The 14,645-nt window shown below is 63.7% G+C and carries 15 protein-coding genes; 9 read left to right on the top strand and 6 right to left on the bottom strand.

Translation table 11 applies throughout. From position 1 onward, the window contains the following. Window positions 1-46: 46 nt before the first annotated feature. Complete coding sequence (locus tag ACZ50J_RS21395; protein WP_464299177.1) at window positions 47-718, bottom strand: hypothetical protein; 672 nt, start codon at window positions 716-718, stop codon at window positions 47-49. 580 nt (window positions 719-1,298) lie between these two features. Between ACZ50J_RS21395 and ACZ50J_RS21390 the strand changes: the two genes are divergently transcribed. Continuing rightward, a complete protein-coding gene (locus tag ACZ50J_RS21390; protein WP_464299176.1) occupies window positions 1,299-1,718 on the top strand; it encodes a hypothetical protein in 420 nt (139 codons plus the stop codon). 150 nt (window positions 1,719-1,868) lie between these two features. On the opposite strand, the gene ACZ50J_RS21385 is transcribed toward ACZ50J_RS21390, so the two are convergent. Together ACZ50J_RS21385 and ACZ50J_RS21380 are read right to left on the bottom strand one after the other, a co-directional pair. Beyond that, window positions 1,869-2,720 (bottom strand): DUF2971 domain-containing protein, encoded by an 852-nt coding sequence (locus ACZ50J_RS21385; RefSeq protein WP_464299175.1) that lies wholly within the window; start codon window positions 2,718-2,720, stop codon window positions 1,869-1,871. An 834-nt stretch (window positions 2,721-3,554) separates the two neighbouring features. After that, window positions 3,555-4,970, bottom strand: a complete 1,416-nt coding sequence (locus tag ACZ50J_RS21380; protein WP_464299174.1) for an MFS transporter — start codon at window positions 4,968-4,970, stop codon at window positions 3,555-3,557. A gap of 92 nt (window positions 4,971-5,062) precedes the next feature. On the opposite strand from ACZ50J_RS21380, the gene ACZ50J_RS21375 reads away from it, so the two are divergent. After that, on the top strand, window positions 5,063-5,623 hold the full coding sequence (locus tag ACZ50J_RS21375; RefSeq protein ID WP_464299173.1) for a TetR/AcrR family transcriptional regulator: 561 nt from the start codon (window positions 5,063-5,065) through the stop codon (window positions 5,621-5,623). 303 nt (window positions 5,624-5,926) lie between these two features. On the opposite strand, the gene ACZ50J_RS21370 is transcribed toward ACZ50J_RS21375, so the two are convergent. Further along, a complete protein-coding gene (locus ACZ50J_RS21370) occupies window positions 5,927-6,073 on the bottom strand; it encodes a hypothetical protein (protein WP_464299172.1) in 147 nt (48 codons plus the stop codon). A gap of 420 nt (window positions 6,074-6,493) precedes the next feature. On the opposite strand from ACZ50J_RS21370, the gene ACZ50J_RS21365 reads away from it, so the two are divergent. Together ACZ50J_RS21365 and ACZ50J_RS21360 are read left to right on the top strand one after the other, a co-directional pair. Continuing rightward, window positions 6,494-7,249: a cobalamin B12-binding domain-containing protein gene (locus tag ACZ50J_RS21365; protein WP_464299171.1), complete on the top strand. Its 756-nt coding sequence runs from the start codon at window positions 6,494-6,496 to the stop codon at window positions 7,247-7,249. A gap of 126 nt (window positions 7,250-7,375) precedes the next feature. Beyond that, window positions 7,376-7,897, top strand: coding sequence for a hypothetical protein (locus tag ACZ50J_RS21360; protein ID WP_464299170.1), 522 nt, complete (start codon window positions 7,376-7,378; stop codon window positions 7,895-7,897). A gap of 188 nt (window positions 7,898-8,085) precedes the next feature. On the opposite strand, the gene ACZ50J_RS21355 is transcribed toward ACZ50J_RS21360, so the two are convergent. After that, window positions 8,086-8,259 (bottom strand): hypothetical protein, encoded by a 174-nt coding sequence (locus tag ACZ50J_RS21355; protein ID WP_464299169.1) that lies wholly within the window; start codon window positions 8,257-8,259, stop codon window positions 8,086-8,088. A gap of 86 nt (window positions 8,260-8,345) precedes the next feature. On the opposite strand from ACZ50J_RS21355, the gene ACZ50J_RS21350 reads away from it, so the two are divergent. Further along, window positions 8,346-9,236: an alpha/beta fold hydrolase gene (locus ACZ50J_RS21350; RefSeq protein WP_464299168.1), complete on the top strand. Its 891-nt coding sequence runs from the start codon at window positions 8,346-8,348 to the stop codon at window positions 9,234-9,236. Between the two features lie 277 nt (window positions 9,237-9,513). Here the strand turns inward: ACZ50J_RS21350 and ACZ50J_RS21345 are convergent, their stop codons facing one another. Beyond that, window positions 9,514-10,239, bottom strand: coding sequence for a GlxA family transcriptional regulator (locus ACZ50J_RS21345; RefSeq protein WP_464299167.1), 726 nt, complete (start codon window positions 10,237-10,239; stop codon window positions 9,514-9,516). A 632-nt stretch (window positions 10,240-10,871) separates the two neighbouring features. On the opposite strand from ACZ50J_RS21345, the gene ACZ50J_RS21340 reads away from it, so the two are divergent. From ACZ50J_RS21340 to ACZ50J_RS21325, 4 genes are all read left to right on the top strand, one after another. After that, window positions 10,872-11,804 (top strand): NAD-dependent epimerase/dehydratase family protein, encoded by a 933-nt coding sequence (locus ACZ50J_RS21340; protein ID WP_464299166.1) that lies wholly within the window; start codon window positions 10,872-10,874, stop codon window positions 11,802-11,804. Between the two features lie 109 nt (window positions 11,805-11,913). Beyond that, on the top strand, window positions 11,914-12,822 hold the full coding sequence (locus tag ACZ50J_RS21335) for an acetoacetate decarboxylase family protein (RefSeq protein ID WP_464299165.1): 909 nt from the start codon (window positions 11,914-11,916) through the stop codon (window positions 12,820-12,822). 29 nt (window positions 12,823-12,851) lie between these two features. Next, entirely contained in the window at window positions 12,852-13,565 is a 714-nt protein-coding gene (locus tag ACZ50J_RS21330) for a type 1 glutamine amidotransferase domain-containing protein (RefSeq protein ID WP_464299164.1), read from the top strand. 53 nt (window positions 13,566-13,618) lie between these two features. Continuing rightward, window positions 13,619-14,611, top strand: a complete 993-nt coding sequence (locus tag ACZ50J_RS21325; protein ID WP_464299163.1) for an alpha/beta hydrolase — start codon at window positions 13,619-13,621, stop codon at window positions 14,609-14,611. Window positions 14,612-14,645 lie beyond the last annotated feature (34 nt).

Below are 14,645 nucleotides of genomic sequence, written 5' to 3'. Positions count from 1 at the left end.
GTTGTGGGAGCACGATCGCGCAGCAGTCTCCCTGAAGCGTGTCTTCCTACGTTGGCGAGCCGGAGTTCCCTGCACCGATACTCGAAGGCGGGATACGCGCGCTCGACAAGAAGGTGACTGGCCCATCGAGCCGCTTGACGAGCTCGCTGGATTGGCAATGAGTTCTCGCAGGGTCGACAACGTCGGGATCGGTAAACGCGGTGAGGCTGAGTAAGTCATCCAGGACACCTGCCGACCAGCCCACCGCCAGCACCGCCTCATCAACCGGGTCAGTGATTGCGTCGGTGCTGCGAATCACCTCACGCAAGTGGGTTTTCAGTGTCCGGGCGAGTCGTGTGTCGGGTCGGTGTCGTGGCGACATCCATCGCCGAATCGGACGAGGCACCTCGGTCGCGAAACCGCACAGTGCGGCATCCGATCCCACCTCGTCCCATACACCAGGCGCGAGAGCATCAATGGCGTACACCGTGTCCAACGGTTTGCCTCCAGCGGCCTTCTCGAGGCGTTCGGCCCTGTGCTGGATCAGGGCGGGTAGTCCATCCGGCAGTGGGCATGTCCGCACCCGAGTGCCGGACTCAGTCCACGAGGCCGCACCCGAACTGATCACGTCGAGCAGCGCGGCGGCAGTAACCGCGGTGCGCAGACCCGCCGCGCGGGGCCGCAGCAGCTGCTCGTCCTGTCCCATCAACCAGATCCGATGTGAGATCAAGAGATCCATCCCCGCATTGTGAACTGTTCCCGAAGCCGCCGCGGTATGACGTCCCGATCGCCGATCGGCAAGCGGACAGCAGATCTGGGTCCAGCTTGTCGTTGTAGCTGCTAGACAATGACTTGCACCACCGCCGAGCCGGATCACCGTCCCGATCCGCGACCGGCGGGCGTGGGTCGAAGATCGTGCTCAGGGTTTGAACGGAGAACTATGGCCAGTCGGAGCGGGTCGTTCACCGAGACGACATCCCTGGTGCGGATTTCTGGGGACAAAGCTCACTTCAACCTGTCGTTCCGGCGGCTTTCGACGAGGCTGTGGTGTCTGCTGACTCCGCAGGGGCGGTCCTATTTGCGCATGTGTTTGCTCTCGCACCGGGAAGTCGTTGTGGGACGCGCCAGCGACGGCTACAGCACTGAATACGTGGCCGCGCTACATCGCTGGATCGGGAGAGTCGGCGGACGCCGAGAACTCCAGGAGTATCTGAGCTCGACTGGCTGATCGGCGACCGGACGCCGTGTCACTAGGGATCGGGTTGTGGGACAGCGTCTGACACGTTCTGTGAAGACGGTCAAGGGTGTAGGAAGCAGGTATGGCGAAAGCATCCGCGTTGGAGTGGGACGGCCTGCGCACGATGTTGCGCGCGGCTGTCGAGGATCCGGTGGTGAGTGACTGGTTCTGCGGTGTCATCCCTCTGACCGATGTCCATCCGCCGGTGAATGCGTGGCCCGACGTGCTGGATCTGATCGCAGACAGCTTCGCCGACAACGTCTGCGCGACAACCCGTCGCCGCGACCGCAAGAGCGCCACATCATGGCAAGACCTCGCGACCGAGACACAGGTCGCCGTCTGGGTCGACGTCCTACTTCACGACCTGTGGACCGACGACAAAGATGATCCACGGCCGACAATGCCCGACCTTGCCCTTCGGCATCTGCACGACGCGATCCAGCACACGCGCACCGCCCCTGACCAGCGCCGCTGGGCAAGTCACTTTAGACCTGCCCAGTAGACGATCGGCGCGCTCCGCGAGCCGATCGTCATGCGAGTGCGCGACCGACGCCTGACGCTGGCTAAGCATCGATACTGAGGGCTCGAGGCACGCTGACCGCGTCATGGCTCTCTACGAGGACATCAGCTCGTGGCCGTCGCAACGGTTGGATTATCGATAAGGCGCCGCGGAGCTGCGCAATTTGACGGCGCGACCAACGTCGCCGTCCTCCGACCGCGTGAGGCCGAAGATGCCTTCCAGCAAGCGGGCTGCGGCCCGCCATTGGAGCGTGGAGTAGACACTCGGCCCGATCACAACCTCTTTGATCGCCTCCTTGGGGAACGGAACCTTCAAATACGGTGTGAGGCCAACCCGTCCCGGGCGGAACTGCTCACCGCCTGGGGCGCCTTGGAGGATGAGCCTCCATTCGCGCTCTTCAACAAAGGCGTCATCCTTAATTCCCGCGAGTCCTGTGTCACATATTTCACGAGCTTGCCCCCAGCTCGGACCCTTTCTGGCGAGCGGGTCGATCGTCTGCTCTGCCAGTACCCGTTCGACCATGGGCCCGATACCGGCAACGCCGTAAACGACCTGACGTAGTGCTTGAGGTCGACCTCGCCTGTAGCACACCGACTCCAACCATTCGCGAGCAAAGCCAATAGCCCAGCCGGATCCTCCGGCGTAACCACGCCACTGACTAAGGAGGTCGCCGTCCTCGCAGAAGCAGGAGACAAAGGGACCCCCTGTGGCGAGCTGAAGCGACTCTCCCTTGGCGTGATACTCGAGTTCAGCGCGGAGGATCCCAAGGTCGGTCCCGCGCCAGTGGCCACCCCGCGTTACGTGCTCGCCGAGTTCGACTTGCTTCGCTGTGAGCGCCGAGTAGAGCTCGTTGCGTCCGTGTTGGAGTTCGTTGGAGTCGTTGAGATAGTTGGCGTCTGTCGCCCACAGCTCGCCCCGTTGGAGAATGTTGAGCATTGCGACGGTATCAGTGTAGTGATACAGGATCTCCGGACTCCTCGTCATACAACGGAACGCTAAACCAACGGGGCGGAGATGGGCTGCTGACGGCCAGCGTCGATGAGCTGCACCGGCGTCGTACCGAGGAATCCGGGTCACCTGCGAGTCTCAATAGACGTTCCACAAACGGGACGGTCGCGACTAACGAAGAGTGCTTTCACTCCTGTCGGCTGCGCTCCGGGTGCCCAGACGGTCGCCCTTCGTCCTATCGGTGTGGTGTCCGAGGCGTCCGGCCACCGTCGATAGAGATCCGTTACCCGCGACCTGCAATGGGCCAGCGGTCCTTAAATCCCGTCAACGCGTCAAGGTAGCCATGCCGATCGAACACGATCGAACCAACACCGGGCAGTACGTCATCAGCTGCGAACGGCTCGTAGTTGTTCTGATATCCGAACTCACGCCACACCACGGTCTCCGCAGTCCACCCGATCACTGCGGTCACTCCACCGCATCCGAGGTCACCACATTCCGCGCACACATAGAGCGGCACTCGACCATCAGGCAGCGGCGGTGAAAGGTCCCCAGTCAAGCGGCCATAGTCCACCGCCGGGAACCCAGTGGGCCAATCCAGCACGAGAACCGGAACATAGTCAGCGGGCGCACCCGCGCGTCCAAGGACGGAACCGAGGCGCTCACCGAGCGACTCTCCCTCAACAACGACTGGCGGGAAATGCAGTGCTCGGCAGAGAACGTGGTCACCGCGCCGCGGGGTGCATCATCGGGCCACTGCGAGATCGCAAGCCGCACGACAGGATCTATTGCGGTCACTTGGTTTTGGGATGGTGAGAGTGCGCCGATTTGCTGGGCAGGTTCCGCATGACTGGTCTGGTTCTGGTCCGGTTAGCCACGTGGCTTGGCCGACCACACGCTTTCAGTCGCGACGAGTATCCCGGCGATGAGCACGACTACAGCGACTATTTTGAGCGTAGTTGCGCCAGCGTCGGTGTAGGCCTGCAGCACGATTCCGCTGTTCCCATGGGCGGCAGCGAGGACCTGTGCGACGGTGCGGGATGTATGAGTGTGCAGGTTGTTACCGAATTGGGCCGCGGTCAGCGTGCCGATCACGGCGACGCCGAGGGCGCTGCCGAGTTCACGCGTGGTCGATTGCAGTCCGCCGGCGACGCCTGCCTGTTCGGGCGGAATGCTGGCCGTAATGGTGCCCGTCAGTGCGGGCAGGCCGAGTGCGATTCCGATGCCGATCAGCACCAGCCACGCGGCGTAGATGAGATAGCGATCGTTGATCGCGGTGCCCAGGCCGAACAGGCCGACGCTAGTAACGACGAACGCGGCGCCGAGCGTGACGGGCGCACCCAGACGCGCAGCGAGTCCGGGCACGAACCTGGCGCCGATCAGTAGCGGAAGCGACAGAGGGATGACAGCGAATCCTGTTTGCAGAGTGCTGAATCCACGTCCGTACTGCATCAAAGATGCGTTCAGGTAGAACAACCCGAACAGGCCGAAGAACAAGACCATCATGCCCAAGCTCGCCGATCGCAAAGCGGGTATAGCGAAGAGGCGAGGGTCAAGCATGGGATGAGCAGCGCGCAGTTCCGATACTGCCCACATTGCGAGCAGCAGGACTGCTGCGATGAACGCGCCGACAACGGCGGCGCTGTCCCATCCGTGTTGCGGTCCCTCGATGATTCCGAGAAGTAGCGCCACTGTGGCCGCCGTGAGCAACGCTGCTGTTTTCAGATTCAGCGGCTCATCCCTGGTGTCCGTCACGGGAGCGACAACGGCCAACCAGCCCGCAGCGGCCAACGCGATCGGCACGACAGCCACGAACAACCACCGCCATGAGCCGGCGGCCAGGACCGCACCCCCACCGATGTTGCCCACGACGCCACCGACTCCGGTCATCGCGGCCCAGACCGCGATGGCCTTCGGACGCTGAGCGGGAGCAGTTGCGTGGATTAACAGGGCCAGACCGTTCGGTAGCACCATTGCGGCACCGACTCCGGTCACCGCGCGGCCAATCAACATGACAGCCACAGTGGGCGCGGCAGCTGACACCGCTGCGCCTGCCGCGAACGTCACCAGACCGGCGAGGACAACCCGCTTGCGACCGAACCGATCGCCCACCGCACCCGCAGGGATCACCAAACAGGCGAAGAAAACGACATAAGCGTCGACGATCCACAACAGCTGCGCCGATGACGGATGTAGCGAACCAGACGCAATTTTCGGCGCCGCGAGATTGATGGACGCCACGAATCCAACCACGAGGATCGTGCATACCGAGACCGCCGCCAGCACCCTTTCGGCCTGCTCACTCCCAGAACTATTACGAGTCATCATGTCTCGAAACCTACTGGTTTCGATGCACGATGTCTAGTTATGCTGGTCCCGTGACTGACTCCAGCGGGACTCATGGCGGTCGACCACGTAGCGAGTCGGCCCGCGCTGCCGTGCTGCATGCCGTCGACGATCTGCTGGTCGAGGTGGGCTACTCGGCAATGACAATGAAGGGCATCGCAGACCGGGCAGGCGTTGGACGCATGACGATCTATCGCTGGTGGCCCCACAAGGCGGCGATCCTGCTCGAAGCATGCATCGACGACGCCCGCGAAGCGTTGACCACCGCGCCACGCAGCGACCCCGTAGACGACGTGACGAACTATTACCAGGCGCTCATCGAGTTCTTGACGCAGTCACCCGCCGGAGCCGCATATCGCGCACTCATTGGCGAGGCACAACACGACGACGAAGTCGCCGCCCTACTTGCCGAGCACGACGTCCTGGGCGAAAGCGCCACCCGGGTGATCGACCGCATTCCCGGTGTCACACCAGATCAAGACACTATTGCTGGTTTGGTCGGACCGGTCGTCTACCTCGCGATCACGCATCCACAGCCCGACGCGCCACAGCTCGACCCTCAACGCCAAGCAGCCTCGTTCCTCGCCCGCTAGCCGTACAACGCCAGCACTACTCGCGAGCCAGCCAAAGCCGCAGAATGTCACCACCAGCCCAGCCGCGAACGTCGCCGATGTCCTGATGCCGAACTGTCCACGATGTCTTGCGACATAACAGAGACGATCAACGCGCGAGACTGGTGCTTCGTCGAACTGTGCCGTTAGACGATCGCTCATCGAGACAGTGTTGGTCTGCTAGCGGGCGAAACCCGCTGCGACCGCGAAGACGGTGGATACGCGTGTGCGTATCCACCGTCTTGCTACCCGGTGTTGTTGACCTCGCAGAGATCCCTCGGGGGTTTAGTAGACCCGGCGGCGTGATCCTCCGATGGGCAGGAAGTTCAGCACGAGTCCGACGATCAGAACGACGATGCCGAGCCAGAGCAAGAACTTGATGCTGGCGACCAGCAGGCCGAGCAGGATCAAGACGATTCCGAGCACGATCATGGGGCAGAGCTCCTAAAAGGGGTGTGTCCATCATGGGGTGACCGCGCGTTGTGAGAACGCGCGCGGGTGGCCGGGCGCAGGCGCACAGCGACCTGACAGTACAGGTCTCCTGCGTGCACGCATCGTCAACCACTCAAGGCTGCTTTTAGCGACCTCAGATTCTTACCCGCCGTCGCGGTCGCTACGCGCACGCTGCGCGCGGGACGGCGTCACAGTCCGGTGTCATTACCCGCGCGATCAAGCGGTGGTGCACTACGTGGTGCATGGTGTTGCTATGCAAACGCCCCATGCGCGGATCACTAGCCTTGCCAGCCCTCGTCACCATGCCAGTGCTTTTGACGTTGACTGTGATCGGTGTCGCCCCAGTGGGTCGATTCGTGCCACGGACGGTGATCAGCTGATGCATCACATCGACCGGTGGTGGCGCGCGGAGCTAGTCAGCGAACCGACCCCGGCCGCGCAGTCGGGCTGCTCATCTATGGTGCAGAGGTGACAGTCACGGGGGAGTCAGTCGGCGCGCAGACGATACTCGATACCCGGGCCGATCTTTTCGACGCAATCCTCGGACTGGATGGCGACCTCCTGCACGGTCACCTGTTGCGCTACCACGATCAGTACGGCAGCGATTCTCTCGTTGCGGACATCTTGATCCCCGTCCTGCGGCACGTCGGCGACATGTGGGAAAGCGGCAAACTCGGCGTCCTGCACGAACACCACGCCTCCAACATCATCCGCTCCGTCGTGGGCACGTTCCGCCGGCCCGCGTTCACTGACAAGACGGCACCGGCTGTCATTTTGGCGTGCCCACCCGGCGAGCTGCACGACCTACCGAACCACTTGTTCTCGCTGATGCTGCTCGATCGAGGCCTCGCACCGATCGTTCTGGGCGCCAACACCCCCTGGAAGGCACTAGCCGCTGCTGCACGATCCACCGGCTGCGGCGCCTGCATCGTGTCCGGGATCAACCCCCGACTGATCCGCCGCTACACGACGGTCCTGACGACACTCAATGCCACCACCCCAGTGCTGCTGGCGGGGCCGATCACAGCGCACCGCATCCCCGGAATCAGGGCCCTATCGAACGACTGGCGACAAGCGGCCACCACGGTGACCACCGCAGCAACACCACACAGCCCGACCAGCACCACAATCAAACAACCAAATACCGCCGTCTAACCGGTCTCAATAGACGATCGGCTATCGGAACTTGCGGTCTTTGATCGTGGCTGCCTCGACCACGTGGAGACTGATCGTTGCCAAACTGGCCGTGCGGTGGAGAGCCCGCTATTAGGGTCGATGGCTGTGGGGGAACTGATTGTCCGGCGGGCACGCGGCTGGGCCGGTGTGCTGCGGAACTACCGCCTGCTGGTCGACGGTGAAGAGCGGGCTCGGATCGGCAGTGGCCGCTCGGTACGGCTTCAAGTACCTGATGGTCCCGTCGCGGTGCAGGCACGAGTGGACTGGACCGGATCGCAGCCCTGGCATGGCGTAGTCGGCGATGAGCCGACCCGGCTACTCGTACGGCATTTGGACTTGGTCGGCGGAATCGTGCGACCTGACGACTACCTCGAGGTAGTCCCAGATACTGATCCGGCCACGCCATCGCCTCGCGTCGACGTTGTCAGACGTCGCCGACACTTCTTCTGGTGGTACGGCGCCGTGATCGCCTCGGGACTCGCCTACCTCACGCTGATCTTTGTTTTCATCCACCGACCAGTAGTGCTGATCGTCGCGTCGGTGCTGTGGTTCAGCGTCCTATGTGCCGCGATTTTCCGCCTGGTGCGGTTTCTGCGAAGAACGTTTAACAGTGGCGGGTCGAAGTGATCGGCAGATTCGAGACCTCACCTCCGGACGCCGCCTGGTATCGAGAATACGCAGGGGCATCACCACGGCCGACGCCTGGCGTTGGCAACCGGGAGCAACCCAAGACGCGCGTCGCCGATTGCGGATCGGTGTACGGTCACGCTCCGTGTGGCTACCGAGACACTCGCCGGCCGCGGTCGCGGGCTCTGTCACTCATGGCGACGCAGGAGCAAAGCAGTAGTCCAGTACACCCCGAGGGCTGCCGGGACCACGACCAGAGGCGTCACTCCGTCGCCGAGGTCGAGGACGACGCGGCACAGGACCTCCGCACCTATCGCCGCGATCGCTGCGAACACGACCGCGAGGTAGATATGACGATCCACGAGCAAAGTGTCACAGCGCCGTTCCGATGGACGATCGTCACTCGAGACAACAGTCAGTGTCGGAGCGTCCTGGTTGAGTGGCGATCATGTTTTTCGAGGGTTTTGATGAGTGGGACCATCGGCTGCCGACCGGAGTGAGTGTGCATGGCCGCTCGGGTGGGCATGGTCCGGCGGTGGTGTTGTTGCATGGTCATCCCAGAGCGCACACCACCTGGCACGTGGTGGCACCACTGTTGATGGCCGCGGGATTCACCGTGGTTTGCCCGGACTTGCGCGGGTACGGGCGATCCAGCGCCCCCGAACCTGATCAAGAACATGCCGCGCATAGCAACCGTGCCATGGCCGGCGACGTCGCGGCATTGATGACCATGCTGGGGCATGATCGCTTCACGATCGTGGGGCATGATCGCGGCGAAGGTGTCGCCTACCGTGCCGCTCTAGATTTCCCCGACCGGGTGACTGCCCTCGCGGTCATCGATGGTGTGCCGCGCGACGTGGCCGTCGAGCGGGTCAGCGCACGATTCGCGACCGAGTGGTGGCACTGGTTCTTCTTCGCGGGTAGCCCGCACGCCGAGCGAGTCATCAACGCCGACGTCGATGCCTGGTACGGGTTGGACGATGCCAAGCGTGCCGCGATGGGCGAGGAAAACTTCGCCTACGTCTCCGCCGCACTGCATGACCCGAACACCGTGCGGGCCATGTTGGAGGATTACCGCGCCGGGCTGACCATCGACGCCGAACACGATCGCCAAGACCGCGCTGCCGGTCACCGCATCCAGTGCCCCACCTTGGTCGCCTGGTCCATCCACGACGACACTCACGAACTCTTCGGAAACCTTCCCGAGATTTGGGGGTCCTGGGTCAACGCGCCCCTACACACCGCCGCTCTCGACAGCACCCACCACGTCGCCGAAAACAACCCCGAACAACTTGCGAACGTGCTCACCACATTCCTGCACGCGACCGCGTCACGATAGATCTGCCACCAACGGTGAACCCGCACGACAGGACGCGGTCTGGCCTGGGCGTGCCGAGGCCGGACCCGTAGGAACCGACCGGACATCTTCTCCGGGCCAGGGGCGTCGTACAGAGAGACGGTGCGACCCTCCTTCGGGCGGCCGAATCCGGCAGCTTTCACCGCGCATTGCGTTCAAACTTCGCTGCATCTCGACAAATCGAGTCCAGTATGAGTCATAAACAAAATGCTATGGATGAGGCCGAAAGATGCGGATTTCGTTATGGTTCGTGGGGGCGTTACTTACTACTGCCTGCGCTGGCGGTGCCGAACTTGCGCCGGTGTTCGGCCGGGCTGATGCCGGTCTCGCGCCGAATGAGCCGGCGAAGGGTGGTCGGGTCGTCGTACCCCACCGAGTGAGCAATCTTCTCGAATGAATCTTGTGTCGTGGCAAGAGCGTACGTGGCGCGTTCGATGCGCAGGTGTTGCACGTACTGGGTGATCGAGAGCCCGGTCGCCTGCAGGAATCGTCGCTGCAATGTTCTGGGATGCGTGGCTGTCACGTTCGCGAGGTGGGCGAGGGACGGCGCCGAGGCCAACTCCAGATCGAGTGTTTGTTGCGCGAGCCGCACCACTTCGTCGTGATGCTCGGTCGAGGGCAGCAATTCGATGTAGGGAAGCTGTTGGGACCGTGGGGCGTCGGCGATCATGAATTTCGCCGTACGCAGCATGATGCTCGGCCCCAGCATCGACTCGACGATTGACAACCCCAGGTCGAGCCACGCCATGATCCCGGCCGCGGTGACGACGTCCCCTTCGTCGATCACCATCTGCTCGGCGTCGAGAAGCACGCCCGGGAATCGCTTCTTGAACTCGTCGACGAAGGCCCAATGCGTTGTCGCGTGCCGGCGTTCCAGCACCCCCGTCTCGGCCAGAACGAAGACGCCGGCGCACAGTGCGCAGAGCGTGGCACCGTTATAGCGCTGCTCAAGTGCCCAATCGCGCAGCGTCCGAACGGTGCTCATCCGCTCGGGAGGTATCAAGCTGGGCGGGAACAGCACGTGCGAAGGCTTGTGCGGTGTCCCAGGGTGTGAGTCATAGCTGCATGTGACGGCCTCCTCGGACCACACCCAGTGACTCACCCGGATGTGCTCGTTCGACCGCCCCGCAAGTGCCATCTGCTCAGTCGCTATGCGAAAGACGTCGGTCAGGCCGTAGACGGCCGCGAGTTGGCAATCCGGGTACTGCACGATCGCAATCTCGCGCGATCGCGTGTCGTGATCTACCTCATCCGAGTCGCTCGTGACCATGGTGAACACCCTACGTCTCGCCTTACGGTCGACACGACCGATCGATTACGCATCCGGAATGAGAGGTGGGGTCCCGAATGAGAGACGAGCGACTCTGCGTCCGGCCGTGTCCTCCACGGCGTCGATGCGGGCATCGACAACAAGGGCCGCGGCCGGCTCCGGGCGAGCGGCACCCGTCACTGCCCAACCCAGTGTTGACACTGCATACATTGCCTCGTACCGTAATGCGAGCACCGTTAACATGCTCGATCTTGAGGGCTCGGTGCGAACGGGCCAGGGGCAATCGGCGCAGTGTGCGTGTGCCTCGGCTCCAAGGGCGAGCATCGTGCAATCGAGAGGACCAAGCCGTGCAGACGATTCTGGGCGCGAACGGACAGATCGGGTCGGAGCTGGCCCACGAGCTGCACCGCAGCTACACGAGTGAGCTACGGCTGGTCAGTCGGAGTCCGAAGCGTCTGCACGATTCCGACGATCTGGTGGCAGCGAACCTGATGGACCCCGAAGCGACCGAGGCCGCCGTGGCCGGCAGCGACGTGGCGTACTTCACCGTTGGGCTGCCGCCCGACGCCAAGCTCTGGGCGGAGCAGTTCCCGGTGATGATGCAGAACGCGATCGCCGCCTGCGCCAAGCACGGGACCAAGCTGGTGTTCTTCGACAACACCTACATGTACCCGATGACCAGCCAGCCACAGACCGAGCAGACACCGTTCGAGCCGGTGGGCAGCAAGGCGGTCACTCGCGCGCGGATCGCGACCATGCTGCTGGAGGCGATGGATGCCGGTCGGGTCCAGGCTGCCATCTGTCGCGCGCCGGAGTTCTACGGCCCGGGCAAGACGCAGAGCCTGACGAACACGCTGGTCTTCGACAGGTTGGCCGAGGGCAAGAAGGCACGGGTTCCGTTGCGGGACGACACCCGAAGGACGTTGATCTGGACCCCGGACGCCAGCCGGGGGATGGCGTTGATCGGCAACACTCCCTCGGCATTCGGTCAGACGTGGCATCTGCCGTGTGCCGACGATCACCCGACCTACGCGCAGCTCGTGCAGCTGTGTTCGGAGGAGTGGGGTCGCGATGCCGACTATGCGGTGATGTCCAAGCCCGCGTTTTTCGTGGGCAGTCTCGTCAACAAGGGTGCTCGCGAGTTCCGGGCACTCCTGCCGCGGTATGCCGTCGACACGATCTTCGTGTCCGACAAGTTCAAGCAAGCCTTCCCCGGCTTCGAGACCACCACGTACCGCTCAGGCGTCGCCGCCCTGCGGGCCGAGCACGGGAAAGGCTGAGTCGCTGCGGCATTCCGCGGCGCGCCGTACTTCGATATACTTAATGTTAGCACTGATTACATTGCCTGTGGGAGAGACCCTGCCGGCCATCGCGAGAAGGGCATGGATGATGACGGATACACAAACTGTTGAGGTGGAGCTCGGCAGCAGGAAGGTGAGCGTGCCGGCCGACGGGCTCTTTGCCCGGTACCGCATGGACACCGATCTGGATGTCGTGGAGGCCGACCCGCGGGTCAGCACCGTCGACTTCTTCCGCACGCTGCCGAAGACGAAGGTCGAGTCGGCGATCGGAACCACGAGCACGCCGAACTTCTACTACGCCATGTCGAAGGCGCAGATCAGCTTCGTCGCACCGACCAAGGCGCTGCGTAGCCGGCTGCCGGACGCTCTGGACCCGCTGACCGTCGCGCCCGGACTCGGGCTGTTCTCCGTCATCTTCTTCCGCTACGACGTGTGCGACATCGACTTCTACACCGAGGCCACCGTCGGGATCGCGGTCAAGGAAGTGCGACACGGCAACCTCCCGCCCGTCGACTTGCTGGCCGCCTTGGGGAACGACCACCTGTACACCTACGTGCTCTCCCTTCCAGTGAACACCGAGATCGCCCAGGTGCGCGGGCACGACGGTTACGGGTTCCCCAAGTGGGTCACCGACATTGACGTCGACATCGACGCACGTCGCGCCACGGGCCGGGTCGCCAACGACGACGGGGGCACCGACATTGCCTTGTCGGTGGCGACCCCGAAGCAGAAGAAGGTCGCCAGCGGGGAGAGCGTGTCGACTCTCACGTCATACACCGAACTGAACGGCGGGTGGAACCAGACGCTCAGCCAGACCAACAACCTGGTCTTCGGCAGCGACCTGCTGCCCAAGGACGTGGGCCTTGAGCTGGGATCGGGGAGGTTGAGCGACGACATCCGATCCCTCAAGCCCAAGCGACCGCTGCGGTTGGACGTGTTCACCGAGTGCCAGAACGCCCTCCACATCCCCGTGCCCGTGTCGTTTCCCACGCGATGAGACTCCCTGCGGCGAAACGAGATTGAGTCATGACATCTGTACTGATGGTGCTCTCGGCGGCACGTCACTGGACCTTGAACGACGGCACGCTGCACCCGACCGGCGTGTGGGCCGAGGAATTCGCCGTCCCCTACCAGCTCTTCGTCGACGCCGGTTTCGACGTCACGGTCGCAACCCCCGAGGGTAAGCAGCCGGTGATCGACAAGCTCAGCCTCGGTATCTCAGGCGGCCTGCCGTCCAAGACCAAGAAGGTCGCTGCCGAGGTGGAACGGTTACAGCCGGTGCTGGACCATCCGGCGAACCTGTCCGACATGGATCCCGGCGACTTCGACCTGGTCTTCTACTCCGGCGGCCACGGCCCGATGGAGGACCTGGCGGTCGACGAGGTCTCCGGCGCGCTGCTCACCAAACGCCTGGCGTCCGGCCGTCCGCTGGCGCTGCTGTGCCACGCACCCGCAGCCTCCCTGGCCGCGAAAAACCCGGACGGCAGCTGGCCGTTCCAGGGCTACCACATGACCGGCCTGTCCAACCGCGAAGAACGCCTCAACAAGTTCGCCTGGAAGGCCAAATGGCTGCTGGAAGACCGGCTCAAGGAAGCCGGCGCCGACTACTCCAAGGGCCTACCACTACGTCCCCACGTGGTCGTCGACCGCAACCTCTACACCGGCCAAAACCCCCAGTCCTCAGAGCAACTCGCGCGGCGACTCATCACCGAACTGCAAGCTCCGGCCGCGTCTGACTGACCGGCGCCTCATCCCTGAGCGCTACCTCACCCATCCCACGAAGGAGCAACACGATGTCCGAGATTCCCGCACCCATCACGCCCTACCTGGAGCCGGCGGCCAAGGACCTTTCCGAGGCAACCGCGCCGCACCCGCGCATCTACGAGGTCCCACCGGAGCAGGGCCGCAAGATCCTGGCCGACCTGCAGAGCGATCAGTCCGTGCCCCGCCCGGACGTCGACGAGGAGTGGGTCGATGTCGACGCCGGCGAATGGGGCACCGTCCGCACCCGCATCATCCGGCCCAAGGGCGCCACCGGTGCACTGCCCGGCCTGTTCTACATCCACGGCGCCGGCTGGGTGTTCGGCGACGAGCACACCCACGACCGGCTGTTCCGCGAACTGACCGTCGGTGCCGGCGCGACCGGTATCTTCCCGGTCTACGACCGGGCACCGGAAAAGGGGTACCCCACCCAGGTCGAGCAGAACTACGCCGTCGGCCAGTGGGTGGCCGAGCACGGCGCGGAGCACGGCATCGACACCTCGCGTCTGGCGGTCACCGGCGAATCCGTCGGTGGGTGCATGTCGGCTGTCTTCGCGTTGATGAACAAGGACCGTGGCGGCCTGGACCTCAAGGCACAAGCACTGCTCTACCCGGTGACCAACGCCGACTTCGACACCCCGTCATACATCCAGTTCGCCGACGGCTACTACCTGACCCGTGACGGGATGAAGTGGTTCTGGAACGCCTACACCACCGACCCGGCAAAGCGGGCCGAGAAGTACGCCTCCCCGCTGCAGGCGACCCTCGATGAGCTCAAGGGGCTGCCGACCACCCTGGTGATCACCGACGAGGCCGACGTGCTGCGTGACGAGGGCGAGCAGTACGCCAACAAGCTGCGCGAAGCAGGCGTCGACGTCACCTCGGTGCGCGTCGCCGGCATGGTCCACGACTTCCTGCTGCTGGACAGCCTGCGCGACACCAAGGCCGCAAATGTCGCCCGCAAGCTGGCGATCGACTTCCTGCACACCGCACTCAACGGTGGCGGGGAGCCGTTCACGAGCTGATCAACGTGACCGGGTGGGGCGCCACCATGACGGC

This window comes from Flexivirga sp. G2, from assembly GCF_055397625.1.
The sequence above is the reverse complement of the archived record's forward strand: the minus strand, read 5'-3'. Positions and strand labels throughout refer to the sequence as shown.

What these genes read in the sequence shown, in the direction of transcription:
- ACZ50J_RS21325 (WP_464299163.1), top strand. Translation starts at nt 13,619, where the DNA reads ATGTCCGAGATTCCCGCACCCATCACGCCCTACCTGGAGCCGGCGGCC.
- ACZ50J_RS21335 (WP_464299165.1), top strand. Translation starts at nt 11,914, where the DNA reads ATGACGGATACACAAACTGTTGAGGTGGAGCTCGGCAGCAGGAAGGTG.
- ACZ50J_RS21395 (WP_464299177.1), bottom strand. Translation starts at nt 718, where the DNA reads ATGGATCTCTTGATCTCACATCGGATCTGGTTGATGGGACAGGACGAG.
- ACZ50J_RS21350 (WP_464299168.1), top strand. Translation starts at nt 8,346, where the DNA reads ATGTTTTTCGAGGGTTTTGATGAGTGGGACCATCGGCTGCCGACCGGA.
- ACZ50J_RS21345 (WP_464299167.1), bottom strand. Translation starts at nt 10,239, where the DNA reads ATGAGCACCGTTCGGACGCTGCGCGATTGGGCACTTGAGCAGCGCTAT.
- ACZ50J_RS21385 (WP_464299175.1), bottom strand. Translation starts at nt 2,720, where the DNA reads ATGACGAGGAGTCCGGAGATCCTGTATCACTACACTGATACCGTCGCA.
- ACZ50J_RS21370 (WP_464299172.1), bottom strand. Translation starts at nt 6,073, where the DNA reads ATGATCGTGCTCGGAATCGTCTTGATCCTGCTCGGCCTGCTGGTCGCC.
- ACZ50J_RS21390 (WP_464299176.1), top strand. Translation starts at nt 1,299, where the DNA reads ATGGCGAAAGCATCCGCGTTGGAGTGGGACGGCCTGCGCACGATGTTG.
- ACZ50J_RS21330 (WP_464299164.1), top strand. Translation starts at nt 12,852, where the DNA reads ATGACATCTGTACTGATGGTGCTCTCGGCGGCACGTCACTGGACCTTG.